This window comes from Reyranella sp. GW821-FHT14A01, from assembly GCF_058803965.1.
Map to the genome: position 1 here is coordinate 488,112 of NZ_JBXAPM010000001.1, position 25,954 is coordinate 514,065.

At 64.6% G+C, this 25,954-nt stretch carries 23 protein-coding genes; 17 read left to right on the forward strand and 6 right to left on the reverse strand.

What is annotated here, in order from left to right; translation table 11 throughout:
- Nucleotides 1–114: 114 nt before the first annotated feature.
- The 12 genes from AC1ROX_RS02380 (at nt 115) to AC1ROX_RS02435 (ending at nt 15,453) form a co-directional block, all read left to right on the forward strand.
- On the forward strand, nt 115–1,494 hold the full coding sequence (locus AC1ROX_RS02380; protein WP_493121999.1) for an ABC transporter substrate-binding protein: 1,380 nt from the start codon (nt 115–117) through the stop codon (nt 1,492–1,494).
- A gap of 102 nt (nt 1,495–1,596) precedes the next feature.
- Nucleotides 1,597–2,442: a nitrate ABC transporter permease gene (gene ntrB, locus AC1ROX_RS02385; RefSeq protein WP_493122001.1), complete on the forward strand. Its 846-nt coding sequence runs from the start codon at nt 1,597–1,599 to the stop codon at nt 2,440–2,442.
- 4 nt (nt 2,443–2,446) lie between these two features.
- Nucleotides 2,447–3,364, forward strand: coding sequence for an ABC transporter ATP-binding protein (locus AC1ROX_RS02390; protein ID WP_493122003.1), 918 nt, complete (start codon nt 2,447–2,449; stop codon nt 3,362–3,364).
- Nucleotides 3,361–3,807, forward strand: a complete 447-nt coding sequence (gene cynS / locus AC1ROX_RS02395) for a cyanase (protein ID WP_216957095.1) — start codon at nt 3,361–3,363, stop codon at nt 3,805–3,807. The genes AC1ROX_RS02390 and cynS overlap by 4 nt, the downstream gene beginning before the upstream one ends.
- 160 nt (nt 3,808–3,967) lie before the next feature.
- Entirely contained in the window at nt 3,968–9,934 is a 5,967-nt protein-coding gene (gene proA, locus AC1ROX_RS02400) for an anti-phage protein ProA (RefSeq protein ID WP_493122005.1), read from the forward strand.
- 126 nt (nt 9,935–10,060) lie between these two features.
- Nucleotides 10,061–10,795 carry a GntR family transcriptional regulator gene (locus AC1ROX_RS02405; RefSeq protein ID WP_493122007.1) on the forward strand — a complete coding sequence of 245 codons (735 nt, stop codon included), beginning with the start codon at nt 10,061–10,063 and terminating at the stop codon, nt 10,793–10,795.
- Complete coding sequence (locus tag AC1ROX_RS02410) at nt 10,792–11,625, forward strand: transporter substrate-binding domain-containing protein (RefSeq protein WP_493122009.1); 834 nt, start codon at nt 10,792–10,794, stop codon at nt 11,623–11,625. The genes AC1ROX_RS02405 and AC1ROX_RS02410 overlap by 4 nt, the downstream gene beginning before the upstream one ends.
- A gap of 13 nt (nt 11,626–11,638) precedes the next feature.
- Nucleotides 11,639–12,319, forward strand: coding sequence for an amino acid ABC transporter permease (locus AC1ROX_RS02415; RefSeq protein WP_493122011.1), 681 nt, complete (start codon nt 11,639–11,641; stop codon nt 12,317–12,319).
- A complete protein-coding gene (locus AC1ROX_RS02420; RefSeq protein ID WP_493122013.1) occupies nt 12,319–12,978 on the forward strand; it encodes an amino acid ABC transporter permease in 660 nt (219 codons plus the stop codon). Before AC1ROX_RS02415 ends, AC1ROX_RS02420 begins: the two co-directional genes overlap by 1 nt.
- Complete coding sequence (locus AC1ROX_RS02425) at nt 12,975–13,742, forward strand: amino acid ABC transporter ATP-binding protein (protein ID WP_493122015.1); 768 nt, start codon at nt 12,975–12,977, stop codon at nt 13,740–13,742. The genes AC1ROX_RS02420 and AC1ROX_RS02425 overlap by 4 nt, the downstream gene beginning before the upstream one ends.
- Before the next feature lie 9 nt (nt 13,743–13,751).
- Complete coding sequence (locus tag AC1ROX_RS02430) at nt 13,752–14,666, forward strand: aminotransferase class IV (protein WP_493122017.1); 915 nt, start codon at nt 13,752–13,754, stop codon at nt 14,664–14,666.
- A gap of 130 nt (nt 14,667–14,796) precedes the next feature.
- Nucleotides 14,797–15,453 (forward strand): glutathione S-transferase family protein, encoded by a 657-nt coding sequence (locus AC1ROX_RS02435; RefSeq protein ID WP_493122018.1) that lies wholly within the window; start codon nt 14,797–14,799, stop codon nt 15,451–15,453.
- Here the strand turns inward: AC1ROX_RS02435 and AC1ROX_RS02440 are convergent, their stop codons facing one another.
- The 3 genes from AC1ROX_RS02440 to AC1ROX_RS02450 form a co-directional block, all read right to left on the reverse strand.
- Nucleotides 15,454–17,121: a hydantoinase B/oxoprolinase family protein gene (locus AC1ROX_RS02440; protein ID WP_493122020.1), complete on the reverse strand. Its 1,668-nt coding sequence runs from the start codon at nt 17,119–17,121 to the stop codon at nt 15,454–15,456. It lies immediately after the preceding gene.
- Nucleotides 17,118–19,133 (reverse strand): hydantoinase/oxoprolinase family protein, encoded by a 2,016-nt coding sequence (locus tag AC1ROX_RS02445; RefSeq protein WP_493122022.1) that lies wholly within the window; start codon nt 19,131–19,133, stop codon nt 17,118–17,120. The genes AC1ROX_RS02440 and AC1ROX_RS02445 overlap by 4 nt, the downstream gene beginning before the upstream one ends.
- A gap of 105 nt (nt 19,134–19,238) precedes the next feature.
- Nucleotides 19,239–19,496 (reverse strand): accessory factor UbiK family protein, encoded by a 258-nt coding sequence (locus AC1ROX_RS02450; RefSeq protein ID WP_493122024.1) that lies wholly within the window; start codon nt 19,494–19,496, stop codon nt 19,239–19,241.
- 69 nt (nt 19,497–19,565) lie between these two features.
- Here AC1ROX_RS02450 and AC1ROX_RS02455 point away from each other — a divergent pair, with 69 nt between their 5' ends.
- The 5 genes from AC1ROX_RS02455 to AC1ROX_RS02475 all read left to right on the forward strand — a co-directional run bounded on the left by AC1ROX_RS02455 (nt 19,566) and on the right by AC1ROX_RS02475 (nt 22,722).
- Entirely contained in the window at nt 19,566–20,300 is a 735-nt protein-coding gene (locus AC1ROX_RS02455; protein WP_493122026.1) for an enoyl-CoA hydratase/isomerase family protein, read from the forward strand.
- Nucleotides 20,301–20,302: 2 nt separating this feature from the next.
- Complete coding sequence (gene proC, locus AC1ROX_RS02460) at nt 20,303–21,100, forward strand: pyrroline-5-carboxylate reductase (protein ID WP_493122028.1); 798 nt, start codon at nt 20,303–20,305, stop codon at nt 21,098–21,100.
- Nucleotides 21,097–21,720: a TetR family transcriptional regulator gene (locus AC1ROX_RS02465; protein WP_493122030.1), complete on the forward strand. Its 624-nt coding sequence runs from the start codon at nt 21,097–21,099 to the stop codon at nt 21,718–21,720. Before proC ends, AC1ROX_RS02465 begins: the two co-directional genes overlap by 4 nt.
- Nucleotides 21,721–21,849: 129 nt before the next feature.
- Nucleotides 21,850–22,284, forward strand: a complete 435-nt coding sequence (locus AC1ROX_RS02470) for a phasin family protein (RefSeq protein ID WP_493122032.1) — start codon at nt 21,850–21,852, stop codon at nt 22,282–22,284.
- 99 nt (nt 22,285–22,383) lie between these two features.
- Nucleotides 22,384–22,722, forward strand: coding sequence for a tRNA-binding protein (locus AC1ROX_RS02475; protein WP_493122034.1), 339 nt, complete (start codon nt 22,384–22,386; stop codon nt 22,720–22,722).
- A 7-nt stretch (nt 22,723–22,729) separates the two neighbouring features.
- On the opposite strand, the gene AC1ROX_RS02480 is transcribed toward AC1ROX_RS02475, so the two are convergent.
- The 3 genes from AC1ROX_RS02480 to AC1ROX_RS02490 all read right to left on the reverse strand — a co-directional run bounded on the left by AC1ROX_RS02480 (nt 22,730) and on the right by AC1ROX_RS02490 (nt 25,954).
- Complete coding sequence (locus AC1ROX_RS02480; protein WP_493122036.1) at nt 22,730–23,821, reverse strand: branched-chain amino acid aminotransferase; 1,092 nt, start codon at nt 23,819–23,821, stop codon at nt 22,730–22,732.
- Nucleotides 23,822–23,897: 76 nt separating this feature from the next.
- Complete coding sequence (locus tag AC1ROX_RS02485) at nt 23,898–25,253, reverse strand: ATP-binding protein (protein WP_493122038.1); 1,356 nt, start codon at nt 25,251–25,253, stop codon at nt 23,898–23,900.
- Complete coding sequence (locus AC1ROX_RS02490) at nt 25,250–25,954, reverse strand: response regulator (protein ID WP_493122040.1); 705 nt, start codon at nt 25,952–25,954, stop codon at nt 25,250–25,252. The genes AC1ROX_RS02485 and AC1ROX_RS02490 overlap by 4 nt, the downstream gene beginning before the upstream one ends.

Below are 25,954 nucleotides of genomic sequence, written 5' to 3' on the forward strand. Positions count from 1 at the left end.
TATCGGATCGACCGGCAGATAAACCTGCATTTCCGCACGGTCTGAGCGATTGGCGCAGGCCTTGCTTCCCGAGCCTCCAAGCACGTCAGCACCAAGACGTGGAGGAGGCTCTCGATGTTCAAGGACCCGTTCGACCCCAAGGCCCTGCTCGGCCGCGGGGGCTGTAGCTGCGGCGGCAACCATGCCCAGGCCGACCATCCCCGCCTGACGGCGACTGCGGTGCCGACCGGGGAAGAAGATCGCTGGAACCGGGTCGTCGACGCGGCCGTCCTGCGCGCCGTGTTCCCGGTCGATGCCCAGCGCCGCCAGTTCCTGAAGACGGTCGGCGCCGCCACGGCAATGGCCGCCATCTCCTCCGTCCTGCCGCTCGGCGCCGCCCGCGAGGCCTTCGCGCAGGGAGGGCCGGGGGGAGGAGCGCCGGAGAAGAAGGACCTCAAGGTCGGCTTCATCCCGATCACCTGCGCCACGCCGATCATCATGGCCCATCCGATGGGCTTCTATTCCAAGCAGGGCCTGAACGTCGAAGTCGTGAAGACGGCCGGCTGGGCGGTGATCCGCGACAAGTCGCTGGCCAAGGAATACGACGCCTCGCACATGCTCTCGCCGATGCCGATTGCCATCTCGCTGGGTGTCGGCTCGAACCCGGTGCCGTGGACGATGCCGGCGATCGAGAACATCAACGGCCAGGCCATCACCTTGGCCAACAAGCACAAGGACAAGCGCAATCCGAAGGACTGGAAGGGCTTCCGCTTCGCCGTGCCGTTCGACTACTCGATGCACAACTACCTGCTGCGATACTACGTGGCGGAAGCGGGGCTCGATCCCGACAAGGACATCTCGATCCGCTCGGTGCCGCCGCCGGAGATGGTCGCCAACCTGCGCGCCGACAATATCGACGGCTATCTCGGTCCCGATCCGTTCAACCAGCGCGCCGTGTTCGACGGCATCGGCTTCATCCACCTGCTGACCAAGGAACTGTGGAACGGCCATCCTTGCTGCGCTTTCACGGTGAGCAAGGAATTCGCGATCCAGAACCCGAACTCCTATCGCGCGCTCTTGAAGTCGATCATCGACGCGACGGCCTATGCCCACAAGCAGGAGAACCGCAAGGAGATCGCCAAGGCGATCGCGCCGGCCAACTACCTGAACCAGCCCGAGACGGTGCTGGAGCAGATCCTGACCGGCACCTATGCCGACGGGCTGGGCGGCGTGAAGAAGGATCCGGAGCGCATCGACTTCGATCCGTTCCCGTGGAACCAGTTCGCCATCTGGATCATGACCCAGATGAAGCGCTGGGGGCAGCTCAAGGCCGACGTCGACTACGCCAAGGTCGCGTCCGAGGTCTATCTCGCCACCGACACCGCCAACATGATGAAGGAGATGGGCCTCACCCCGCCCGATCCGTCGAAGAAGACGATCGTGGTCATGGGCAAGCCCTTCGATCCGGCCAAGCCCGACGAGTACGTCAACAGCTTCGCCATCAAGCGGACCTGAGATGATGAAGCGGTATCAGGTGCCGGGGGCGCGCGACTCCAGTCGCGCGTCATGCTTGGTGGTCAAAGAAGATCGCGCCACTGGAGTGGCGCGCCCCCGGCGATGAAAACCTCGCTCGGGCTGTGGGCAGGCCTGCTGTCGGTGCTGATCTTCCTGGCCATCGTCGCCATCTGGCAGGTCGCCACCATGCCGACGGCGGCCAGCGGCCCGGCAATGGATCCCGAATATGCCAAGCTGGTGGGCGCCGCGGCGGCGACGGGGCAGAAGTCGGCGATGCCGACGCCGGCCGATATCGGCGCCACGATCTGGAAGCATCTCTCTGATCCCTTCTACGTGCGCGGCAGCAACGACAAGGGCATCGGCATCCAGCTCGCTTATTCGCTGGGCCGCGTGCTGCTGGGCTTCGGACTGGCGGCACTGTTCGCCATTCCGCTCGGCTTCCTGATCGGCATGTCGCCTTTGGTCTATCGCGCGCTCGATCCCTTCATCCAGATCCTGAAGCCGGTCTCGCCGCTCGCCTGGATGCCGCTCGCGCTCTACACGATCAAGGACAGCGCCATTTCCTCGATCTTCGTGATCTTCATCTGCTCGGTCTGGCCGATGCTGATCAACACCGCCTTCGGCGTCGGCAGCGTGCGCAAGGAATGGCTGAACGTGGCGCGCACCCTCGAGGTCGGCTCGTTCCGCACCGCCTTCAAGGTGATCCTGCCGGCCGCCGCGCCGACCATCATGACCGGCATGCGCATCTCCGTCGGCATCGCCTGGCTGGTGATCGTGGCGGCCGAGATGCTCGTGGGCGGCACGGGCATCGGCTACTTCGTGTGGAACGAGTGGAACAACCTCTCGATCGCCAACATCGTGACCGCGATCCTGCTGATCGGCCTGGTCGGTCTCCTCCTCGACCAGGGCCTGGCCTATCTCGCCAGGCTCGTCACCTATCCGGAGTAGGGGCATGGAAAACCGTCCCCTGATCAGCGTCGAAGGGCTCGGGCGCCGCTTCGGCGAGGGCCAGCCGGCCGTATTCGAGGACATCTGGTTCGGCGTCGACAAGGGCGAGTTCTGCTGCCTGATCGGCCATTCCGGCTGCGGCAAGACCACGATCCTGAACGTACTGGCCGGGCTCGACAGTCCGAGCGAAGGCGCCGTCATCGTCGACAATCGCGAGATCGACGGGCCGAGCCTCGACCGCGCCGTGATCTTCCAGGGCCATGCGCTGCTGCCGTGGATGACGGTGATGGGCAACATCGCCTTCGCCGTCTCCTCGCGTTGGCCGAGCTGGGATCGCGCCAAGGTGCAGGAGCATGCGCGCCGCTTCATCGAGTTGGTGGGGCTCAAGGGCGCGGAGAACAAGAAGCCGGCGCAGCTTTCCGGCGGCATGAAGCAGCGGGTCGGCATCGCCCGCGCTCTGTCGATCCAGCCCAAGATGCTCTTGATGGACGAGCCGTTCAGCGCGCTCGACGCGCTGACGCGCGGCATGCTGCAGGACGAGGTGCTGCGCATCTGCGCCGACACGCAGCAGACCGTGTTCATGATCACCCACGATGTCGACGAGGCGATCCTGCTCGCCGACAAGATCGTGCTGATGACCAACGGCCCCGGCGCCAGGATCGCCGAGATCGTGGTCAACACCATGCCGAAGAACGAGCGGCACCGGAACGACCTGCATCGCCATCCGCAGTACTACGCCATCCGCAATCACCTCGTGGAGTTCCTGGTCAATCGCTCGAAGGCGTTCGACCAGGAGATCGCCGGGCAGGGCTACGATCCGCGGCGGCTGAAGCTGGTGAAACCTGGCCTCATGTCCATGAAATTGTCGGCGGTCAATCCGCCGGCCGAGATCGTGCCTTTAACAACCGGGAGACGGCAATGAAGCGGGCTGAAGTCACCGAGAAGATCCTGACGGCCAAGCGCATGAAGGAGCTCAGCTGGGAAGAGATCGCCAAGAAGATCGGCGGCGCCTCGAAGATCATCGTGACCGCGGCCTGCATGGGCCAGATGAAGATGACCAAGGAGCAGGCGACCAAGGCCGGCAAGCTGTTCGGGCTGGGCAAGGAAGAAGTCCTGCTGCTGCAGGAGGTCCCTTACCGCGGCTCGCTGCCCCAGATCCCGCCGACCGACCCGCTGATCTACCGCTTCTACGAGCTGGTGCAGGTCTACGGCACGACCTGGAAGGAACTGATCCAGGAAGAATTCGGCGACGGCATCATGAGCGCCATCGACTTCGACATGACCATGGAGCGCCAGCCCGACCAGAAGGGCGACCGGGTGAAGATCGCCATGTCGGGCAAGTTCCTAGGCTACAAGAGCTACTGAGGCTCATCGCCCGACGCTTCCTCCTTGTCTGAGCGGGGAGGAAGCCGTCCGGCATGCTGGTCATGCTGGACTCCTGGAAGCATGAGGTGCAACCGGTGAGACACGTATTCCCCTCGTAAAAGCAACCGTGCCATAACTATGCGTCTCGTGGGAGGGGCGCGTGGGAGAACAACAAACTGGAGCCGACGGAGGCGATGGCCCCGTCCAAGGCTCTGTCGTGACTATTTTGGCGGAAACAGCGGCAAAGCTGAACTTCGCGGCGCATCAGAGCTCTTTCGCATTTTTGCGAGATTTACGGGTCGTCAATAACGACCCGGCTGCGGCATTGTCAGATGTCGTTGTGACGATGTCGGCCAGCCCCGCGTTTCTTAAGCCAAAAAGCTGGCATCTGGATCACCTTGCGCCGACAAGTACGACGACCGTCAAGAATCGGGATGTCGATCTCGATGGCGGCTTCCTGCTCGATCTGACCGAATCCATCCGGGGCACAGTGACGATCGTTGCGAAAGCTGGCGATCGAGTACTGGGGCAGGAACAAAAAGTCGTCGAGTTGCTCGCCTATAATGAGTGGGGCGGTGGCGGTTACATGCCCGAATTGTTGGCAGCGTTCGCGATGCCGAACGATCCGGCAATCGACCGTGTTCTTCGCGACGCCAGCACGTGCCTGCGCAAGGCTGGAAAGCCTGATGGTATCGATGGATACAAATCCGGCAGCCGCCAGAGAGTCTGGGAGATCGCGTCTGCTGTCTACACAGCGGTCGGCAATCTGGGGATTGCGTATGCCCTGCCGCCAGCAAGCTTCGAAAGAAATGGCCAGAAGATTCGTCTCCCTGGTCAGATTCTTGAAGGGCGGCTCGCTACGTGCCTGGATACGACGATGCTCTTTGCGTCGGCTTTGGAGCAGGCAGGGCTAAATCCGATCATCGCGCTTCCCCAAGGGCATGCGATTGTCGGGGTTTGGCTCCAGCCGGAGGAGTTGGCTTCGATCGTCGTCGATGAAGCCGAGACGTTAAGGAAGCGCGTTCAACTCAATGAACTCGTTCTGATCGAAACGACCTTCGCGACCGCCCATCCGGCGCCTCCGTTCTCGAAGGCGGTTGCCGTTGCCAATGACTGCATTTCGCCAGACAAGGACGAGACGTTTCTTGCCGGCATAGATATCCGTCGCGCTCGCGCCCATCGCATTACACCCTTGGGGCGCAAGCTCGGAGGAGCAAGTGCCTCTGCCGGCGGTGAGCAGCACACTCAGCTTGAGCAGTCGTTGGAAGAGGCGCCTCCGTTGCCCGATTTCGATGGGCAGGTCGAGGAAGAGGGTCTGCCGGAGACGCCAGCCGGCCGACTGGAGCGCTGGCAGCGCAAGCTGCTCGATCTTTCGGCGCGGAATCCACTGCTGAATCACAAGTCTTCGAAAACCAGCCTTCGTCTTATCTGCCCGAATCCGGCACTGCTGGAGGATGGGCTTGCCGCAGGCGCGCGATTTGCCATCCAGGCCGTCCCGAGGCCGTCCAGCGTCGGGCAGGACGAGGAAGTTCATCGGCAGCGCACCGGCGAGGTCATCGCTGATGAGTATGCGCGAGCGGCTCTTGAGAAGAAGCAGGTGCTCGTAGACCTCGCTGAGGAGGAACTGAACCGTCGGGCCGTCGAGATTTACCGCAAGGCCCAGACTGCGCTCCAGGAAGGCGGAGCGAATACTCTCTATCTCGCGATTGGCTTTCTCCTGTGGAAGCAGGATGCGAAAAGCGACCGGCGCTTTCGTGCACCCTTGATCCTGCTGCCGGTGACGCTGGAGCGAAAGTCGGTTCGCAGTGGCGTCCGCATGCTGGCTCATGATGACGAACCGCGCTTCAACACGACCCTGCTTGAAATGCTCCGGAAAGATTTCCGTATCGACATACGAGATTTCGATGGCCCACTCCCCGCGGACGGGAACGGGATCGACGTCTCGTCCATCTGGGAGCGGATGCGCCGAGCAGTGAAGGACGCGCCGGGGTTCGAGGTCGTCGAGGATGTGGTGCTGGGACACTTCTCCTTCGCGAAGTACCTCATGTGGAAGGATCTTGTGGATCGCACAGATGCGCTCCGCAGGAATCCAGTGGTCAAGCACCTGCTCGATACTCCGCGTGACCGCTACGGAAACGAGATCGAGTTCGTCGAGAACGCCGATATCGACCGCAAATATCATCCATCGGAGCTGCTGGCACCCCTGCCCGCAGATGCATCTCAGATGGCTGCGATCGCCACAGCAGATCGAGGCAAGGACTTCATTGTCATTGGTCCGCCTGGCACCGGTAAGAGCCAGACGATCAGCAATCTGATCGCTCACATTCTTGGACAAGGCAAAACCGTCCTGTTCGTCTCGGAAAAGACAGCGGCACTGGATGTTGTCCAAAGGCGCCTGAAGGCCGTGGGCCTCGGGCGATTCTGCCTTGAGCTTCACTCGAACAAAGCCAGTAAGGCCGATGTGCTGAGCCAGCTGCGCGATGCCTGGAGTTATGCCCAGAATATTGCGCCCAGCGACTGGGAGAGAGAAGGCGAAAGGCTCCGGGATTTGCGAGATCGGCTGAACCGGATCGTAGATCGACTCCATTTGCGACGCCGGAATGGCCTAACAGCGCACCATGCCATTGGCCTGAAGGTCCGTGATGCCTCACTGACGACGCGCGTTTCGCTTGCGTGGCCGTCGGCAGATCATCACGATGAAGCTGGTCTCCGCTCGATGCGTGATGCGGTAGAGAAGCTGCGCATTCAGGTCGCAGCCGTTGGCAATATTTCTGAAAGTCCGTTCCAACTGGTGACCCACGATGACTGGTCGCCCCAGTGGGAAGTCGCCGTGGCGGAGCGTGCCGCGCGGCTTTCCGCGTCCATGATCGCGCTGGAGCGGTCATGCGAGGATTTCCTGCGCGCTGTGGGGATCGGTGGAAGTTACAGGAACACGTCTGGACTGCAGGCGCTGGCCGATCTGGCCTCCCTATTGGTTGAATGCTGGCAGAAGCAGGCCGGATACGCCCTCGACCCGAATGGTGGAGAGAAGATTGATGGGTTGACGGAAGCGGCATCGCGCTTGCGGGCGTTTAGTGAGGCTGAGGCCTCCTTGAGTTGCCCTTACGAGGCTTTGGCTTGGCGCAAGCTCAATGGTGACGAAGTGGGGCGGCGCTGGCAGGCGGCGACCTCCGCTTGGTGGCCCAAGAGCTTCTTTGCACGCCGAGGCGTGCTTAGAGAACTGAAGGAAGGTGGCGCAAGAGGAATGCCGGTTCCGACGACGGATGCGCCACTGCTTATGCGCTTGCGGCAAGAGGGCGACGCCATCGACCGGCTTGGTGAGATACTATCTGGCATCAAGGGATGGCGAGGCCACACGACAGATCCCGATGCCATGTTGGCGCTGAAAGAACTGGGGGTGCGGATCCGGGCTGTGATCGGGCGTCTGGCCAGTAATTCGACGATTCTAATTGAAGTCCGCACCAAAATACGGAGCCTTCTCCAGGAGGGTGACGATTTGCTCGCACCTGAAGCTGCAGTGGGCCGGGCGGCGACTGACCTGACGACTGCCTACGCAACCTTCCTATCAGCGCATGAAGCGTTCGCTGTTTCGGTGGGTGTGTCCATCCGGGAACGCTTGGCAGAGGCAGAAGACATGCTTTCGGCGGTCAAGCAGGCGACGCTGGCTATTGAAACGCGCCATGCCGAATTGCGTGACTGGTGTCATTGGCGCCGGAGAAGGACAGAGGCGGTCGACCTTGGACTTGAGCGTCTGGTGGAAAGTATCGAGCGCGGCTTGATTCCCGTCGAGGAGATCGAGGCGACATTCTATGCGTCCTACTGTGCTTGGTGGTCGGCTGCGGTCATCGGTGAAGACGACGTCTTGCGGACCTTCTCTAGCGATGAACATGTCGATGCGATCGAGAAGTTCCGGCAGGTCGATGCTGAATATCAAAAGCTGACCGCCGCCGAGATCGCGGCGCGTTTGTCGGGCAAGGTGCCAGGAGCCGGCCAGCAGAATCAGACACCCTCTTGGGGAACACTGCGAAAGGAGATGCAGAAGAAGACCCGGCACAAACCTGTGCGTCAACTCGTCCAAGAGGCACCCGATGCCCTTACGGCGCTGAAACCTTGTCTGATGATGTCTCCGCTGTCGGTCGCGCAGTACTTGCCGGCCGATCATGCGCCGTTCGATGTCGTTATCTTCGATGAGGCGTCGCAAATTACTGTTTGGGACGCCGTCGGGGCGCTGGCGCGAGGAAAGCAAGTCATCGTGGCGGGCGATCCCAAGCAGATGCCTCCGTCGAATTTTTTTGCGCGCAGCGACGATGATCCAGACGGCGACATCGACGTTGAGGGAGATCTCGAAAGCATTTTGGACGAAATGCTGGGGGCGAGTATTCCGCAGCGAAGCCTCAATTTGCATTACCGCTCTCGCCGGGAAAGCCTGATCGCATTCTCGAACAGCCGGTACTACGACAATTCGCTGGTGACCTTTCCGGCGCCCGTCAATCCCGACCTGGGTATTCGTCTGGTCCGGCCGACGGGTTTTTATGCGCGAGGTGGAGCGCGACACAATGAAGGTGAAGCCAAAGCAGTTGTCGCGGAAATCGTGCGGCGCTTGACGCACCACGATCCTGCGGTTTCCAAGGCCTCGATTGGTGTCGTGACCTTCAATTCAGAGCAACAGACGCTTATCGAGAACCTTCTGGACGATGCCCGCGCCAAGCGGCCGGATATCGAGTGGGCCTTCTCTCAGGATGCGTCGCTCGAGCCGGTTTTCGTCAAGAATCTCGAGACCGTACAGGGAGACGAGCGCGACATCATCCTGTTCAGCGTCACTTACGGGCCAGACCAGAGCGGCCATGTGACGATGAATTTCGGGCCTCTCAATCGATCCGGTGGCGAGCGCCGGCTTAACGTTGCGTTGACGCGCGCGCGCTCCGAGCTCGTTGTGTTCTCTACACTGGACCCGAAGAGGATTGACCTATCGCGCACACAGGCCCGCGCTGTGGCGGACCTGAAGCACTTCCTGGAATACGCAGAGCAGGGGGCAGCTGCTCTTGGGGCGGCGGTGTACGGTTCCAAAGGAGATTTCGAGTCGCCATTTGAAATGGCGGTGGCAAGGGCGCTGCGGGGTAAGGGATGGACCGTCCACACCCAGGTCGGGGTATCTGCCTATCGTGTCGATCTGGGTATCGTGCATCCGGATTTTCCAGGCGTGTATCTGGCTGGCGTCGAATGCGACGGTGCCATGTATCACAGCTCTGCATTTGCCCGGGAACGCGACAAGATTCGGCAATCGGTTCTGGAAGGGCTTGGATGGACGTTGTTTCGGGTCTGGTCGACGGATTGGTGGACGCATTCCGCCAAGGCTTTCGACAAGCTCCATCAAGCTCTTGCCAATCACCTCGAAGCAGCGCGCACGAAAAGCACGTTGCAAAATGCTGCAGTCGATGTGTCGGCGTCTTCTACGTCTGTCGTCATGCCGCCTGAAGACACGGTCGATGATGATCCTCCAGATGAGGGCGAGAGAGTGGAAGTGCCGCCGGCGGCAACGACCCAATCTCTCGAAGCTGGAAGCTTTCATGATCGCGCGCTGCCGCGTACGCATTCATCAGCTTCTGCCGAGCGTAATGGCTCGAATCTCGATTCGGCAACTGATGTCCGTTACGTCTTCGCCAATCTCGATCAAGAACGCTATTCCGCCGATTTCGATCAGTTCTATTCCGAAGGCTATGAGAAGCGCCTTGCCGCAATGATTGATCACGTCATCGATACGGAAGGTCCTGTGCACGAAGACGTGCTCATCAAGCGTATTGCCCGACATCACGGGGTTCAGCGTATCAGCAATCAATTTCGGGAAGCCGTCGCCGCATTGGCACAACGCCGACGGGGGCGGACGCAGGAAGATGTCGGCCGGTTCTTTTGGAGGAAGGGCACCGTCAAAGATAAACTCGCGCCTGCCCGTTACGAGGGGCGGGACGACGGCCTCAACGATCTCGAATTGATCTGCAAAGAGGAGTTGCGATCAATTCGCGATGCGCTGGCGCTGGGTGATGATCCGCTTCTGCTCGCGCGTCGACTTGGGGCGGTCCGCCCCAGTCAGGTGGTAAAGAGTCGTCTCGAAAGGGTTTTGCGCCGATAGGTCAATTGGTTGATGCACGGCCAGGTCGGATAGGCCAACTCTCCAAGTCTCCGTAATTTCCTTGCCTCTGCATTGACCAGACGCCACATTGTCAACAATCGACGATCTGGGTTTCCAAGAGGCTGTTTGTCCGTTACCGACCTCTCGACGCGGGACGTAGGCGCGCTTTTCGAGCGGGTGCCGAAGGCGACGTTGCGCGCGCATATCGTCGAGCGGCTGCGGCTCGCGATCCTGGCGGGCGACATCCCGCCGGGGGCGCCGCTGGTCGAGACCGCTTTGTCGGAGCGCTTCGACGTGAGCCGCGGGCCGCTGCGCGAGGCGTTGCGGCAGCTGATCGAGGAGGGGCTGGTCGTGACCGTGCCCTATACCGGCACGCGCGTCGCCGAGCTCTCGGTCGAGGATGTCCACGAGATCTATTCGCTGCGCACGGTGCTGGAGACCTTCGCCTTCGAGCAGGTCTGGCCGCGTCGCGACGATCGCTTTCGCACCGAGCTGAAGCGCCGCAACGACATGCTGATCGCCTCGATCGATGCCGGCGACGATCGCGCCAGCATCCTCAACGAGCTCGAATTCCATGGCCTCGTCTACGAGGCGAGCGGCCACAAGCTGCTGCAGCGCGCCTGGCACGGTCTGCGCGGGCGGCTGCAACTCTACTGGGCGGCGCATCATCGCGCGCACGGACGGCGCGGGCCCAAGCGCGACAGCCACGACAGCTACATCAAGGCGGCCTTCGGTCCGGATTTCGAGGCGATGAAGGCCGAGATCGCCGATCACATGCGCCGCGGCGTGGAGACCACCGAGAAGTTCCTGCGCTCGCTGCCGACTTCGTCCGGGAAGCCAAAAAGGGGAGACAATTCATGACCATCAATCGACGTTCGTTGCTGACTGTCGTGGCCGCCAGTGGCGCGGCCCTGGCCATTCCGTTCGCCGCCCGTGCCGAGGGCACGCTGGAAGCGATCAAGAAGCGCGGCACCTTCCGTGTCGGCGTCACGCAGGCGCCGCCCTGGTTCTCCAAGGATCCCAAGTCGGGCGAGTGGGCCTCGGGCCTCGGCATCTCGATGGGCAAGGCAATGGCCCAGACCCTGGGCGTGAAGATGGAAACCGTCGAAGTGAGCTGGGGCAATTCGATCGCCGCGCTCCAGGGCGACAAGATCGACATCATGTTCACCATCGACGCCACGGCCGAGCGCAAGCAGGCGGTGGACTTCCCGACCGCGCCGCTTCTCTATTATTCGCTGGCCGTGCTGGCGAAGGACGATCTCGTCGTGAAGGCTTGGGCGGATCTCGACAAGCCGGGTGTCCGCATCGCCGTGCCGCAGGCCTCGTCGATGGATCGCTTCGTCACCGAGCATGCCTCCAAGGCCGACATCCAGCGCTTTCCGGACAATGCCGCGGCAATCGCGGCGTTCCAGTCCGGCCGCGTCGACGCCGTGTGCCTGTTCCATCCGCCGCTGCTGGCGGCGCGCCAGCGGCTGGGGAAGGGCAAGATCGTGGTGCCGACGCCGGCGCAGATCCAGGAATCGAGCACGGCGCTGCGCAAGGGCGATGCCGAGTTCGCCGCCTGGGTCGACAAGCAGCTGGTCACCTACTACCAGAGCGGCCAGACGCAGAAATGGTACGAGCAGGCGCTGGCCGACTTCGGTCTCGATCCCAAGCTCGCGCCGCCGATCATGAAAGAGATGATCAAGTAGGCGGCTCCGCCTCTTGGCCTATCAGTGGGACTTCTCGCCGGTCCTCGCCAACGCACCCTTGTTGGCTGAGGGCCTGGTGAACACGCTCAAGGTCACGGGCACAGCGCTGGTCTGCGGCGTCGTGCTGGGCCTCGCGCTGGCGCTGCTGCGGTTGTCGCCGCGGCGGGTCCTGTCGTGGCCGGCCGGCTTCGTCATCGAAGTGTTCCGAACGACGCCGCCGCTGGTCCAGCTCTTCTGGTTCTTCTTCGCCCTTCCGATGCTGGTCGGCATCGAGATGACGCCGTTCGTCGCCGGCGCCGTCACCTTCTCGATCCAGTCGGCCGCGTTCTTCGCCGAGGTGTTCCGCGCCGGCATCCAGTCGATCGAGCGCGGCCAGTGGGACGGCGCGCGGGCGATCGGCATGCGCCACGACCAGGCGATGCGTCGCATCATCCTGCCGCAGGCGGTGAAGCGCATGATCCCGGCCTTCATGGAGCGCGCCATCGAGCTCATGAAGACGACGACCCTGATCGCCACCATCTCCTATGCCGACCTTCTGTTTGCCGCCAACGAGGTCTCGCAGAAGACGTTCAGGCCGCTCGAGACCTACACGGTGGTGGCGCTGATCTATTTCGTCGTGATCTTCCTCGCGAGCCAGGTCGCACGATGGTTCGAGCTGCGGCTGGCGCGCAGTGGCGAATCGACGGTGCACTGATGCGCTGGGATTTCGCCTCGGTCTTCGACAATACCGACGCGCTGCTGGTCGGCGCGGCGGGCACCTTGCGCATCTTCGCCATCTGCCTGGTGCTGGGCCTGAGCCTCGGCTTGCTCGTCGGCCTCGGCCGCTATTCGCGCAACCGCTGGATCCACATCCCGGCCACGATCTTCGTCGAGTTCTTCCGCAACACACCGGTGCTCGTGCAGATCCTGTGGTTCTACTTCGCCCTGCCGATCCTGCTGCCGTTCACCATCACACCGCTGGCCGCCGCCTCGCTCGGCATCTCGCTCAACTCGGCGGCCTTCTCGGCCGAGATCTATCGCGGCGGCATCCAGTCGATCGAGACCGGCCAGTGGGACGGGGCGCGGGCGCTGGGCATGCGCTGGGGCCAGGCGATGCGGCGCATCATTCTCCCGCAGGCGCTGAAGCGCATGCTGCCGGCGCTGACCAATCGCGCCATCGAGATCTTCAAGATGTCGACCTTGGCGTCGGCCGTGGCCTATGTCGAGCTGCTGCAGCAGGGCAAGCTGATCGCCTCGCTCAACTACAATCCGATCGAGGCCTATACAGCCGTCGCGCTGATCTTCTTCGTCTTCCTGTGGCCGCTGGTGCAGTTCAGCTACTTCCTCGAACGCCGTCTGCGGAGGGACGAATGACGATCCTCCACGTCACCGGCCTCACCAAGCGCTTCGGCGCCACCGAGGTGCTGCGCGGCATCGATCTCGACGTTCAGCGCGGCGAGCGCATCGCCATCCTGGGCGCCTCGGGTTCGGGCAAGAGCACGCTGCTGCGCTGCCTCAACTTCATGGAGCGTCCGGGCGGCGGCACGATCGCGCTCGACGGCCAGGTGCTGGGCCGGGAGGGCCGCGCGGGCGAGCGGACCTATCGCGAAAGCGAGCTGATCCAGGTGCGCCAGCGGGTCGGCATGGTGTTCCAGCAATTCAATCTCTTCCCGCACATGACGGCGATCGGCAACGTGATGGAAGGGCTGCGCACCGTGCGCGGCATGCCCAAGCCGGAAGCCGACGCGCGGGCGCGGAAAGAGCTGGCGCGGGTCGGACTCGCGGAGAAGGCCGACACCTATCCGGCCCATCTCTCGGGCGGCCAGAAGCAGCGGGTCGCCATTGCGCGTGCGCTGGCGATGGATCCGGAGATGCTGCTGTTCGATGAGCCGACCTCGGCACTCGATCCCGAACTGGTGGGCGAGGTGCTGAACGTGATCCTCGCCTTGGCCAAGGAAGGCCGCACCATGCTGCTGGTCACGCACGAGCTGGGCTTCGCCTATCACGTCGCGACGCGCGTGATCTTCCTGGCCGACGGCGCGATCCACGAGCAGGGCACGCCGGACGAAGTCCTCAAGAACCCGAAGAAGGAGCGCACCCGCGCCTTCCTCGCCAGCCACAAGCAATTCAGCTTCTAGGGAAACGTCATGAGCAACGAGCAAGCGAGCGCCCAGGCCTACATGGCCGATGCGCGCAACGACCAGGTGCTGGTCTACGTGAACGGCGCGTTCGCGCCCCGCAACGAGGCCAGCGTCTCGGTGTTCGATTCCGGCTTCGTGCTGGGCGACGGCGTGTGGGAGGGGCTGCGCCTCGTGAAGGGCAAGCTGATCAGCCTGGACGCCCATCTCGATCGCCTGTTCGAGGGTGCGCGCTCGATCGATCTCGACATCGGCCTCGACCGTGCCGGCGTCACCAGGGTCGTGACCGATACCTTGGCGAAGAACGGCATGACCGACGGTGCCCATGTTCGCCTCATGATCACGCGTGGCCTCAAGAAGACGCCCAACCAGGATCCGCGCTTCGTGATCGGCAAGGCCACGATCGTCTGCGTCGCCGAATACAAGACGCCGATCCCCGAGGCCAAGGCCCGGGGCTACTCGCTCTTCACCTCGACCTTCCGCACGACCAATCCCGACCAGTTCGACCTGCGCCTCAACTCGCACTCGCGGCTCAACCTGATCCAGGCGCTGATCCAGGCCATCAAGGCCGGTGCCGACGAGGCGCTGATGCTCGACCCGCGCGGCTTCGTGGCCTCGTGCAACTCGACCAACTTCTTCATCGTGCGCGGCCGCGAACTCTGGACCTCGACCGGCCTCTACAGCTTCAAGGGCATCACCCAGCAGAACGTGATCGACGCCTGGCGCGCAGCCGGCAACGTCGCGAAGGAGTGCGATTTCACCCTCGCTCAGGTATACTCCGCCGACGAGGCCTTCGTGACCGGCACCCTGGGCGGCGTCACGCCGGCGACGAAAATCGACGGCCGCCCGATCGGCGACGGCAAGGCGGGCAAGGTGACGAAGCAAGCGAGCGACCTCTATCTGAGGTCGGTCGGGGCGCTGTAAGCGAAATAAACGAAACAAACGAATCAGACGAATCGGGGTAGGGGCTCCTGTGTTGCGGTAACTAAATACCGCAACAATTTCGCTCTTCGGTACTTCTCAACACCCTTCAACAGCCTGCTAGGCTCGTCCCATGAGCCACCCGTCCCCTTCCTATCGCCTCCACTACTTCCCCGAGTCGGGCAACAGCTACAAGCTGGCGCTGATGCTGACCTTGTGCGGCCAGACCTTCGAGCCGGTCTGGACCGATTTCGGCGGCGGCATCACGCGCACGCAAGAATGGCGCGCCACGGTCAACGAGATGGGTGAGATTCCCGTTCTCGAAGAGGATGGCGAGCGCCTGACCCAGACCGCGCCGATCCTGCTGAAGCTCGCCGAACGCCATGGCCGCTTCGGTGGAGAGAGCGAGGCGGAGACGTTCGAGATCCTGCGCTGGCTGTTCTGGGACAACCACAAGCTCACCGGCTACATGGCGACCTATCGCTACATTCGCGCCTTCACGCCGTCGGCCGATCCCGTCGTGCTCGCCTTCCTGCGCAAGCGCATCGACGACTATCTCGGAATCCTGAACGGCCACCTTGCGACTCGGCCCTTCGCGATCGGCGACCGGCCGACCATCGCCGACATTTCGATGATGGCCTATCTGTCCTTCCCCAAGCACGAAGCCGGCTACGACCTCGCGGTCAGCCATCCCGCCGTGAATGCGTGGCTTCTGCGCATGGCGTCACTTCCCGGCTGGAAGTCGCCGTACGACCTGCTCCCGGGCAAACGGCTGCGCTGCTACGTGTAGCTACTCCGCTGCGAGCTTCCGCGCCGCGCGCGGATCGCGTGTCAGGAGACCGTCGGCTAGGTCGCGCTCGATCATCGCATCGGGGCGCTCGACGACGCGGCCGAAGCCGGCGCCGCCGCCCACGAACATTTCGACGATGTCGCCCTTGCCGAGATCGAGCGCGGCCTTGCTCTTCAGCTCCTCGACGGTGCCGTTCGCGCGGAAGATGCGGCAGTAGCCGCGCTGGCCGGGCTCACCGCCCAGAAGGCCCTCGGGGGCGAGGCGGAAGCGGTCGGAGTAGATGGCGAGCTGCACGTCGTCGTGCAGGATCTCGCAGCGTCGCGTGAAGCCCGCGCCGCCGCGTCGGGCGCCCAGTCCGAACGAGTCGGGTGCCAGCTCGTAGCCGACGATGCGGAAGAAGCCGTAGTCGATGTCGAGCGATTCGACCGGCGCGTTGGAGCAGTTGCTGAGCGGCGAATCGACGGCATCGCAACCGTCGGCGTCCCTGGAGGCGCCGTAGCCACCGCCGAAGATTTCGAGATAGACGCTGTAACCCTTCTCGCCGAGATGGCTCAGGCAAAAAGCCGTCGTGCAGTCGAAACCGGTGGCGATCACCTTGTCGGGGAGCGCCTGGGCCAGCGCCTTCATCACCGCGTTGAACACGCGATAGGCCGGGATCATGCGCGCCCGCACCGGCGCCGGCGGCCGCGGATTGAGCAGCGAGCCGTAGGGCACCTTGATGGTGATCGGCCGCGCCATGCCCTCGTTGTAGGGAATGTCGGGACTGGTCAGCACCGACTTCACGCAGGACAGCGCCGCGGAGAGCGTGCTGGAATAGGGGCAGTTGAGGTTGCGCTTCACCTGCGCGCAGGTGCCCTCGAAATCGATCTCGACCGAATCGTCGGAGATGGTGACTTTGGCCTTCACCACCAGCGGCTCGTCGGTCAGGCCATCGTCGTCGACCGCGTCCTCGCCGTAGAAGGTGCCCTTCGGCGCCTGCGCGATGGCGGCACGCACGCGGCGCTCGGAATAGTCCTGCATCTCGCGCATCGCCGCCTCGACCTTGTCGGTGCCGTAGCGCTCGCAGAGCTGCTTCACCCGCATCACGCCGATGGCGTTGGCGGCGAACTGGGCGTTGAAGTCGCCGATGGTGAGGTCGGGCACGCGCACGTTGGCCGTCACGAGCCGTTCGAACGAGCCGCCGTTCCAGTCGTGCTCGAAACTGTAGCGCGAGGGCGGGAAGCGCAGCCCTTCCTGGTAGACGTCGGAGGCGTGGATGTTGAGGCCGGGCGCGCCGCCGCCCAAGTCGAGATGATGCGCCACCGAGGCACCGAAGCCCACGACCCGGCCTGCCACAAAGATCGGCGTGAAGATGAAGACGTCGGGAATGTGCTGGCCGCCCTCGAACGGGTCGTTGTTGATGAGGAAGTCGCCTTCCTTCAGCGTCTCGACGGGATGGCGGCGCAGGCAGGCGCGCAAGGTCTCGCCGATCGGGCCGAGCTGCATCGGGATCAGCTCGGCCTGCGCCACCGTGTTGCCGTCGCGGTCCATCAGGCCCGCCGACCCGTCGCGCGCCTCGCGCAGGATGGTCGAGTAGGCGGAGCGGATCAGCTTCACGCCCATCTCGCGAGCGCTCGCGATCAGCGCCTGGCTGATGACGGCATAGTCGATCGGACCGAGCTGGCTCATGGCGATCTCCGCAGGATCAGATTGTCCGCTTCGTCGAGCCCGGCCGTCCAGCCGGGCGGCACCCAGGTGGTGGCGGTGTAGCCCTCGATGACGGCAGGGCCCGTGATCTCCTGGCCCGTCGTCAGCGCCTCGGCCGTGTGGCGGGCGCAGTCGAGCCAGGTCTCGCCGTGGAAGATCTTCGCCTGCTCGGGTGCACGGGCCTCGAGCTTCTCGCGGTCGAGCTTCGGGGCGCCACCGATCGGCAGGGTGGCGCCGACCCTCAGGGTCACGATCTCGACGGGACGGTCGAGAGTGGCACCGTGCATGAAGGTGCGGTGATGGGCATCGGCGAACAGTCCGGCGAGATAGGCCGCGTCGAGCGAGCCCAGGCGATCGGCCGGGATCTCGACGCCGACCTCGAAGGCCTGGCCGACGAAACGCATGTCGAGCGTGTGCGTGTAGTCGAGCGTGCCCGGCAGCTTCATGTCGGCGAATTGCGCGGCAAGCCGCTCGCGCATCTCGGCGAAGATACGGCCGGCCTCACGCGCTGCCGCGTCGTCGAGCTTCATCTTGCGCGTGACGGCATCGAACTTGGTGTAGTCGGACGCGACCAGCCCATAGGCCGAGATGACGCCGGCATTGGGCGGCACGACGATGGTCGAGATGCCGAGCTCCTCGGCGATGCGCGCGGCATGGAGCGGGCCCGCGCCGCCGAACGGCACCAGCGCATAGTCGCGCGGATCGCGGCCGCGCTCGGTCGAGACGAGCTGGATGGCGCGCACGATGTTGGCGTCGGCGAGCTGCAACGCCGAGGAGGCAGCCTGCTCGACACTGAGCGTGAAGCGCTCGGCCAAAGGCTCGAAGGCGCGCCGCGCCGCCTCGCCGTCGAGCTGCATGCGGCCACCGAGGAAGGCGCCGGGCCGGATCGTGCCGATGACGATATGCGCATCGGTGGTCGCGGGTTCGGTGCCGCCGCGGCCGTAGCAGGCGGGGCCAGGATCGGCGCCGGCGCTCTGCGGGCCGACCCGCAACATGCCGCCATCGTCGACCCAGGCGAGCGAACCGCCGCCGGCGCCGACCGAGACGATGTCGAGCACCGGCGTGCGGATCGGCAGTCCGTCGATCTCGGTCTCGGCGGCCAGCGAGGGTCGGCCGTCCTGCACCAGGCACACATCGGTCGAGGTGCCGCCCATGTCGAAGGTGATGAGGTCCTTGAAGCCCGAGCGCGCGGCCTGGCGCGTCGCGCCGACCACGCCGGCGGCAGGGCCGGAATAGAGCGCGGTGATGGCGCTCTGGCGCATCGCCTCGGCGGGCAGGCGGCCGCCGTTGGATTGCATCACGGTGAAGCGGCCCTTGAAGCCCGCCTCTGCGAGCTTGCCCTCGAAGCGATGCAGGTAGCCGTCGATCACCGGCTGCACATAAGCCGATAGAAGCGTCGTCGAGGCGCGCTCGAATTCGCGGAACTCGCGCGCCACCTGATGGCTGCAGGTCACCAGCACGCCGGGCAGGGCCTCGCCGATCAGTGCGGCCAGCCGCTTCTCGTGCACCGGATCGGCGTAGGCGTTGAGCAGGCAGATCGCGACCGCGCGATAGCCGCCATCCCTGAGGGCAGGCAGCAGCTCGGCTTTCACCCTCGCTTCGTCGAGTGGCGTTTCGACGGAGCCGTCGGCGCGCAAACGCTCGACCGCCTCGAAACAATCCTTGCGGCGCACCGGCGGCGCGGGCTTGGCATAGAAGAGATCGTAGATGTTGCGCCGGTCGTGGCGCTGCATGAACAGCAGGTCGCGAAAGCCCGCCGTGGCGATAAAGGCTACGGTCGCGCCCTTGCGTTCCAGCACCGCGTTGGTGGCGACGGTCGAGCCGTGGCCGAGATCCTCGATGCGCGCGAGATCGATGCCTGAAGCCGTCAGCGCGGCGAAGGCGCCGACATCGGGCGACTTCGGCGTGCTCGGCACCTTGGTGACGACGACCCTTCCGCCCTCGACGGCGACGAGGTCGGTGAACGTTCCCCCAACCTCGACGCCGACGCGCATGTGCTTTCCCTTCGAGTTGAGTCGTATTCGTGTCATCCCGAGCGCAGCGAGGGATCCTTGCTCAGCAGTTCAAGGATCCCTCGCTGCGCTCGGGATGACAAATTTTCAGCTTTGACCGTCGCCAAGCTTCGCCTGCAGCTCGGCGATCTGCTTCCTCAGCTCCTCGTTCTCCTCGCGCGCCTTGGCGGCCATCGCCTTCACGGCGTCGAACTCGTCGCGCCGCGGAATGTCCATGCCGTCCAGGATCTTCGCGATCTGGTCGCGCACGCGGGCCTCGACCTCGTCCTTCATGCCGGTCAGCGCACCCATCGCGCCGTTGGCCACCTTGGTGAGGTCGTCGATGAAGGGATTGCGGGTTTGCATGGCTGGTCTCCTGATGCGGCGAGTATGGGCGGCTGGTAGCATCCTTCGCAAGAAGCACTGGAGGACGCCGTGGGCCTGGTCAAAGTCGAGTCGAGCGAAGGTATCACCACCATCACCATGATGCGCCCGGAGAAGCGCAATGCGCTGACCCAGGAGCTGTGCGACGGCCTCTACGACGCCTATCGCGCCTTCGAGGAAGGCGACGACAAGGTTGCCGTGCTGCAGGCCGACGGCCCGGCCTTCTGCGTCGGCGCCGACCTCAATAATGCGCCCGCCGCCATGTGGAAGGCTGTGCCGCATGTCAGCCACCCGCTCACCAAGCCCGTCATCGCCGCCACCCAGGGCTGGGTGATCGGCGGCGGCATCTGCCTGGTGATGACCTGCGATCTCATGGTGTCTGCGGATACCACGAAGTTCATGTACCCCGAGGCCAAGGTCGGCGTGTTCGGCGGCCTGATGCCCGGCATCGTCTCGCGCATGCCGCACAAGGTGGCGATGGAACTGCTGCTGCTCGGCGAGGAAATCTCGGTGAAGCGCGCCTATGACGTGGGCTTCGTGAACAAGGTCGTGCCGCTCGGCGAGGAACGCGCGGAGGCGCGCCGCATGGCGACGGTCATCGCCCAGTCCGCGCCGCTGGTGATCCGCACCCTGCGCGACTTCGCCAACCAGACCTTGCCGCGCGGCCCCGCCGAGAACTTCATTCCGGAGCGCTACAAGCTCGAGACCATCGCCAACTCCGAGGACCGCAAGGAAGGCGCCGCGGCCTTCCGCGAAAAGCGCTCGGCCAAATTCAAGGGACGCTGATCATGGGCAAGTTGCTGCTGGTCGGTTGCGGCAAGATGGGCGGCGCGATGCTGGACGGCTGGCTGGCGCGTGGTCTCGTGGCTTCCGACATCATCGTCGCCGAGCCGGTCGAGGCGATCCGTCCCCGGCATGCCGGGGTTCGTGTCGTTTCCTCCTCGACCGAGGTGACGGAGGCGCCCGAGATCGTCGTGCTGGCGGTGAAGCCGCAGTCGATGGACGAGACCTTGGCAGACCTTCGCCGGTTCGCTGGCAAGGGCGCTGTGTTTCTCTCCATCGCGGCGGGCAAGACGCTGGGCTATTTCGCCGCCCATCTCGGCCACACGGCCAAGATCGTGCGTTCGATGCCCAACACACCGGCGGCGGTGCGCCAGGGCATCACTGTGGCGACGGCGGCGGCGAGCGTGACGGCCGACGAGAAGAAGCGCTGCCACGAATTGCTGGAAGCGGTCGGCCAGGTCCTGTGGGCCGACGACGAGGCACTGATGGATCCGGTCACCGCGCTGTCGGGCAGCGGCCCGGCCTATGTCTTCCTGCTGGTCGAGGCAATGGCCGCGGCGGGCGTGAAGGCCGGCCTCCCGGCCGACATGGCCATGCAGCTCGCCCGCGCCACGGTGGCCGGCAGCGGCGAACTCTTGAAACAGTCGAAGGAGCCCGCGGCGCAGCTGCGCGTTAACGTCACCAGTCCCGGCGGCACGACCGCCGCAGCCCTGCAGGTCCTGATGGCAAGCGACGGAATCCAACCCGTGTTCGACAAGGCCCTTGCGGCCGCCTCGCATCGTTCGAAGGAACTGGCGGGATGAGCGAGAACGGCGACAAGGCTCTCGACGCCTTCCTCGGCCTGATCGCCGAGAAGGGCTATGCCGACGTGGCGCTGCGCGACGTGGCGCAGGCGGCGGGGCTGGGCTTCGCCGATCTCTATCGCCTCTATCCCGACAAGACCGCGTTGGCCGCGGCCTTCATGGCCCGTATCGATGCGGAGGTGCTGGCGGGAACGCCGTCGGCGGTCGATCCCGAGGAGACGGCGCGCGACCGCCTGTTCGACGTGATGATGCGCCGCTACGACGCGCTGAAGCCGCACCGTGCCGCGCTTCACGCGCTGCGGCGCGCGGCCCTGCGCGATCCCATGCTGGCCCTCGCCATGGCCCCGGCGCTGCGCCGCTCGATGGCGGCCATGCTGGAAGCCGCCTCGGTTTCGAGCGAAGGGCTTCCCGGTGCGTTGCGGCAAAACGGGCTGCTGGCCATCCACCATGCCGTTTCCCGCGTCTTCGACGGCGACGAGACGGGCGATCTCTCGAAGACGATGGCCGCGCTGGACAGTCGCCTGAAGACGGCGGAGCGCTGGGCGCAAACCTTTGAAAAATATACCAAATCGCCGCGTCCGCGGGCCGAACCCGACGTGCCGATTTCGCCCGAGGCGTGAGTGTTTTGTGCAGTGCACAAAATCACCCCTTGACTCGCTGCAGCGCATCCCTAAATTAGGCTCCGTTGTGCACCGCAGCAAAGGCGGGGCACCTAGCTCAGCCTTTGTTTGTCCCCGCAGGAGAGATCCATGTACGCCAACGGCGCCTTCAAGAACCCCTTCGCCGATTTCGACTTCAGCAAGGTCGCTGGTGAGTTCAAGCTCCCGGCCGTGAATGTCGAGTCCTTCGTCGAGACCGCTCGCAAGAACTTCGCGACCATCACCTCGGTCAACACCGCCGCCGTCGAGTCGATGAAGACGATCGCGCAGCGCCAGGGCGACATGGTCCGCGCCGCGATGGAAGACCTCTCCAAGCACGGCAGCGAAGTGCTCGCCGCCGCCACCGTCGAGGAGAAGGCCGCCAAGCAGATCGACTTCATGAAGAAGACCTACGAGTCGGCGATCACCAACTCCAAGGAACTGGCCGAGCTCTACACCAAGGGCCAGACCGACGCCGTGACGGCGCTGAGCGCCCGCGTCGCCGAGCTGACCGAAGAGGTCAAGGCCGCGATCGCCAAGAAGTAAGCGTTCAGCGTAAGCGTTGATCGGCCAGTCGCCGATCGGGAAGGGGCCGCATTCGCGGCCCCTTTTCTTTTGCGCGCGCCGTTCTAGTTTCAGCGCACCATGACATCCATCACCTATGAAGATTTCGAGCGTGTCGACATCCGTGTCGGCACCATCGTCGAGGCGGCACCGCTCGAAGGCGCGCGCAAGCCTGCGTACAGACTGCTGATCGATTTCGGCGGCGAGATCGGCACGAAGAAATCCTCGGCGCAGATCACAGTGCATTACACGCCGGAAGAGCTGATCGGCCGTCAGGTCGCGGCAGTCGTTAACTTCCCGCCGCGCCAGATCGGCAGGTTCATGTCGGAAGTCCTGACGCTCGGCTTTCCCGCCGCCGACGGCAGCGTCGTCCTGATCGCGCCGACCAAGCCGGTGCCGAACGGCGGCAAGCTCTTCTAGGTGCGGCCTAGAAGACCTTGTGGATCCAGCGGTGCGGATCGGCCGTGCGGCCGCGCTGAATGCCAACGAGGGCGGCCTTCAGCTCCTCGGTCTTGGCGCCGGAGCCACCATTGCCGATCCTGAACTCGCCGTCCTTGCTGCGCACCGTGCCGATCGGCGTGACGACCGCGGCGGTGCCGCAGGCGAAGGCCTCGCGCAGGCGGCCGCTGGCGGCATCCTTGCGCCACTGCTCGATCGAGTAGCGCTCCTCGCTGACCTTGATGCCCTTGTCCTTCGCAAGCGTCAGCAGCGAGCTGCGCGTGATGCCGGGCAGGATCGTGCCGCCGAGCGGCGGGGTGATCATCGAGCCGTCGTCGAACACGAAGAAGATGTTCATGCCGCCCAGCTCCTCGATCCAGCGCTGTTCGACGGCGTCGAGGAACACGACCTGGTCGCAGCCATGACGCGTCGCCTCGGCCTGCGCCTGCAGGCTGGAGGCATAGTTGCCGCCGCACTTGGCGGCGCCGGTGCCGCCGGGCGCCGCGCGGGTGAAGTCGTGCGAGACCCACACCGATACCGCCGGCGCATCGGTCTTGAAGTAGGCACCGACCGACGAGGCGATGACGATGAACAGGTAGTCCGACGAGGGCTTCACACCGAGGAAGATCTCGTTGGCGAACATGAAGGGCCGGATGTAGAGGCTGCCGTCGCCCTCCGGGATCCAGGCGCGATCGATCTTCACCAGCTGGTCGACGGCCTCGAGGAACACGTCCTCCGGCAGGGACGGCATGGCGAGCCGCTCAGCCGACTGCTGGAAGCGGCGGGCATTCTCCAGCGGGCGGAACAAGGTCGCGCCGCCGTCGGCCGTGCGATAGGCCTTCAGCCCCTCGAAGATCTCCTGGGCGTAGTGCAGCACGGCGGCCGCCGGATCCATCGGGATCGGCGCGCGCGGCTCGACCTTCGCATCGTGCCAGCCCTGGGACTCGTGATAGCGGATGGTGACCATGTGGTCGGAGAAGACGCGGCCGAAGCCCGGATTCTTGAGCAGCTCCGCGCGCTTCTCGGCGGCAAGCGGCGACGGATGGGAGACGTGCGTGAACTGAAGCGGTGTCTTGGACATTGTCTTGGACATTTCTCTCTGAAGTATTTCTGTCACTCTATCACAGGCGGCCGCGCCGCAAGTCCCGGGGCATCGCTCACAGCGGAATTCGCACGACCACGCGCAAACCGCCGAGGGGGGAGGCGGCCAGCGTGACGTCGCCGCCATGGCTGCGCGCCACGTCGCGGGCGATGCTGAGGCCCAATCCCACCCCGCCGGTCGCGGCATTGCGCGATTCGTCGAGGCGGAAGAACGGCCGGAACACATCTTCGTACTTCTCGGGCGGGATACCCGGGCCATTGTCGTCGACCGTGATCTCGACCGTGGTCCGGCCGCGCACGGCCTCGACCCTGATCCTGCTGGCATAGCGCTGGGCATTGGACACGATGTTGGTCAGGCAGCGCTTGATGGCCACGGGGCGCAGCTCGACGTCCATGTCGCCTCTCCAGGCGAGCTCGAGATTGGCATTGCCGTGCCGCGCGCCGGCCGCGACATCCTCCAGGATCTCGGAAAGGTCCGACATCACCGGCTCCTCGTCGCCTTCGCCGCGCGCGAAGGCGAGGTAGCCCTCGATCATGCGCTGCATGTCGTCGACATCGTCGGACAGTTCCCGCACTTCCGGCGAATCCGGCAGCAGCGCCAGCGAGAGTTTCATGCGGGTGAGCGGCGTGCGCAGGTCGTGGCTGACGCCGGCCAGCATCTCGGTGCGCTGCTGGATCGAGCGGCGCAGGCGGATGCGCATCGTGTGGAAGGCGGTGGCGGCGTTGCGCACCTCGCGCGTGCCGCCCGAGAAGGCGAAGTCGGGCACGTCGCGCCCCTTGCCGAGCGCATCGGCCGCCACGCCGAGATGCTCGATGGGCACCAGCTCACGCCGCATGAACCAGATGGCGAGTCCGAACAGGACGAGGGCGAGGCCGAGCTGGGCCACGACATAGGCGAAGCTCGAGCCGAAGGTGAGGCGCACATGCGGCACCAGCACGTCCATCACGTCGCCGTCGGACAGCTGGATCTCGACCAGGAGCTGGCCGCCGCCGATATTGTTGTCGAGGAAGAAGGGCCGCTTCAGGTCGGCCTCGAGCGCGCCCTGGACTTCGCGCGCCACGATGTCGAAATACTCGGGCTCCTTGAAGGGCCGCACGATGCCCTTGCGGAACGACACGAACAGCAGCAGGTCCTGCGCGGAGCGGCGCAGGATCCAGTCGCGGTGCTCGTCGTCGGGGAAGTCAGAGCGCAGCGAGATCAGCAGGCGCAGGTCGCGCACCAGCAGGATGGCGAGGCGATTGGTGACGTTGTCGCCGCGCTGGCTGTAGAACCACCAGGCCGACAGCGCCTGCAGCAGCAGCATCGGCACCACGATGATGATGAGGGCGCGCGCGAACAGGGTCTGCGGCGAATGCTTGTCCGACCATTGCGCGATGCGCTCGAAGATATCGCCGATGGTGCTCCACCTCATGCGTCGACCAGCCGATAGCCCTGGCCGCGCACCGTGCGCAGGTAGCGCGGAAAGGACGGGTCGGGCTCAATCTTGCGCCGCAGCCGCGTCACCTGCACGTCGATGGCGCGCTCGTTCACGTTGGCGCCCACCGTCTTGCACAGGGTCTCGCGGCTCAGCACCTCGCCGATGCGGCCGGTGAAGGCGCGCATCAGCGCGATCTCCGCGTCGGTCAGCGCCACGCGCTTGCCCTTGTGCGTGAGCTCGCCCAGTTCGAGATCGAACAGCATCGGGCCGAACGTCACCTGCCGCGGCGGCTCCACCGGACCCATGACGTTGGCCGGCCGGCCGCGGCGCAACACGCTCTGGATGCGCAGCAGCAGCTCGCGCGGCTCGAACGGCTTGCCGAGATAGTCGTCAACGCCTCGCTCGAGGCCGGCGATGCGGTCCTTGGTCTCGACCATGGCGGTCAGCATCAGGATCGGCACGTCGTCGGTGCGGCGTAGCTCGGCCGCGAATTCCAGGCCGGTCTCGCCCGGCATCATGACGTCGAGCACGATCAGGTCGAAGTCGAGCGAGCTGATGCGCTGGCGCGCTTCCGCGGCGTTGGCGGCGGTCGAGACGCGGAAGTCGTTGCGCGACAGGAACGACTTCAGCAGCTCGCGCAGGCGCGTATCGTCGTCGACGACCAGGATGTGCGGCTTGTCGGTCGACGCATCCAT

Coding starts and splice junctions, on each gene's coding strand:
- AC1ROX_RS02430 (WP_493122017.1), top strand. CDS start 13,752: ATGAGCAACGAGCAAGCGAGCGCCCAGGCCTACATGGCCGATGCGCGC.
- AC1ROX_RS02410 (WP_493122009.1), top strand. CDS start 10,792: ATGACCATCAATCGACGTTCGTTGCTGACTGTCGTGGCCGCCAGTGGC.
- AC1ROX_RS02465 (WP_493122030.1), top strand. CDS start 21,097: ATGAGCGAGAACGGCGACAAGGCTCTCGACGCCTTCCTCGGCCTGATC.
- AC1ROX_RS02435 (WP_493122018.1), top strand. CDS start 14,797: ATGAGCCACCCGTCCCCTTCCTATCGCCTCCACTACTTCCCCGAGTCG.
- AC1ROX_RS02420 (WP_493122013.1), top strand. CDS start 12,319: ATGCGCTGGGATTTCGCCTCGGTCTTCGACAATACCGACGCGCTGCTG.
- AC1ROX_RS02380 (WP_493121999.1), top strand. CDS start 115: ATGTTCAAGGACCCGTTCGACCCCAAGGCCCTGCTCGGCCGCGGGGGC.
- proC (WP_493122028.1), top strand. CDS start 20,303: ATGGGCAAGTTGCTGCTGGTCGGTTGCGGCAAGATGGGCGGCGCGATG.
- AC1ROX_RS02485 (WP_493122038.1), bottom strand. CDS start 25,253: ATGAGGTGGAGCACCATCGGCGATATCTTCGAGCGCATCGCGCAATGG.
- AC1ROX_RS02450 (WP_493122024.1), bottom strand. CDS start 19,496: ATGCAAACCCGCAATCCCTTCATCGACGACCTCACCAAGGTGGCCAAC.
- AC1ROX_RS02475 (WP_493122034.1), top strand. CDS start 22,384: ATGACATCCATCACCTATGAAGATTTCGAGCGTGTCGACATCCGTGTC.
- AC1ROX_RS02470 (WP_493122032.1), top strand. CDS start 21,850: ATGTACGCCAACGGCGCCTTCAAGAACCCCTTCGCCGATTTCGACTTC.
- AC1ROX_RS02440 (WP_493122020.1), bottom strand. CDS start 17,121: ATGAGCCAGCTCGGTCCGATCGACTATGCCGTCATCAGCCAGGCGCTG.
- AC1ROX_RS02445 (WP_493122022.1), bottom strand. CDS start 19,133: ATGCGCGTCGGCGTCGAGGTTGGGGGAACGTTCACCGACCTCGTCGCC.
- ntrB (WP_493122001.1), top strand. CDS start 1,597: ATGAAAACCTCGCTCGGGCTGTGGGCAGGCCTGCTGTCGGTGCTGATC.
- cynS (WP_216957095.1), top strand. CDS start 3,361: ATGAAGCGGGCTGAAGTCACCGAGAAGATCCTGACGGCCAAGCGCATG.
- AC1ROX_RS02490 (WP_493122040.1), bottom strand. CDS start 25,954: ATGGATGCGTCGACCGACAAGCCGCACATCCTGGTCGTCGACGACGAT.
- AC1ROX_RS02480 (WP_493122036.1), bottom strand. CDS start 23,821: ATGTCCAAGACACCGCTTCAGTTCACGCACGTCTCCCATCCGTCGCCG.
- AC1ROX_RS02425 (WP_493122015.1), top strand. CDS start 12,975: ATGACGATCCTCCACGTCACCGGCCTCACCAAGCGCTTCGGCGCCACC.
- AC1ROX_RS02390 (WP_493122003.1), top strand. CDS start 2,447: ATGGAAAACCGTCCCCTGATCAGCGTCGAAGGGCTCGGGCGCCGCTTC.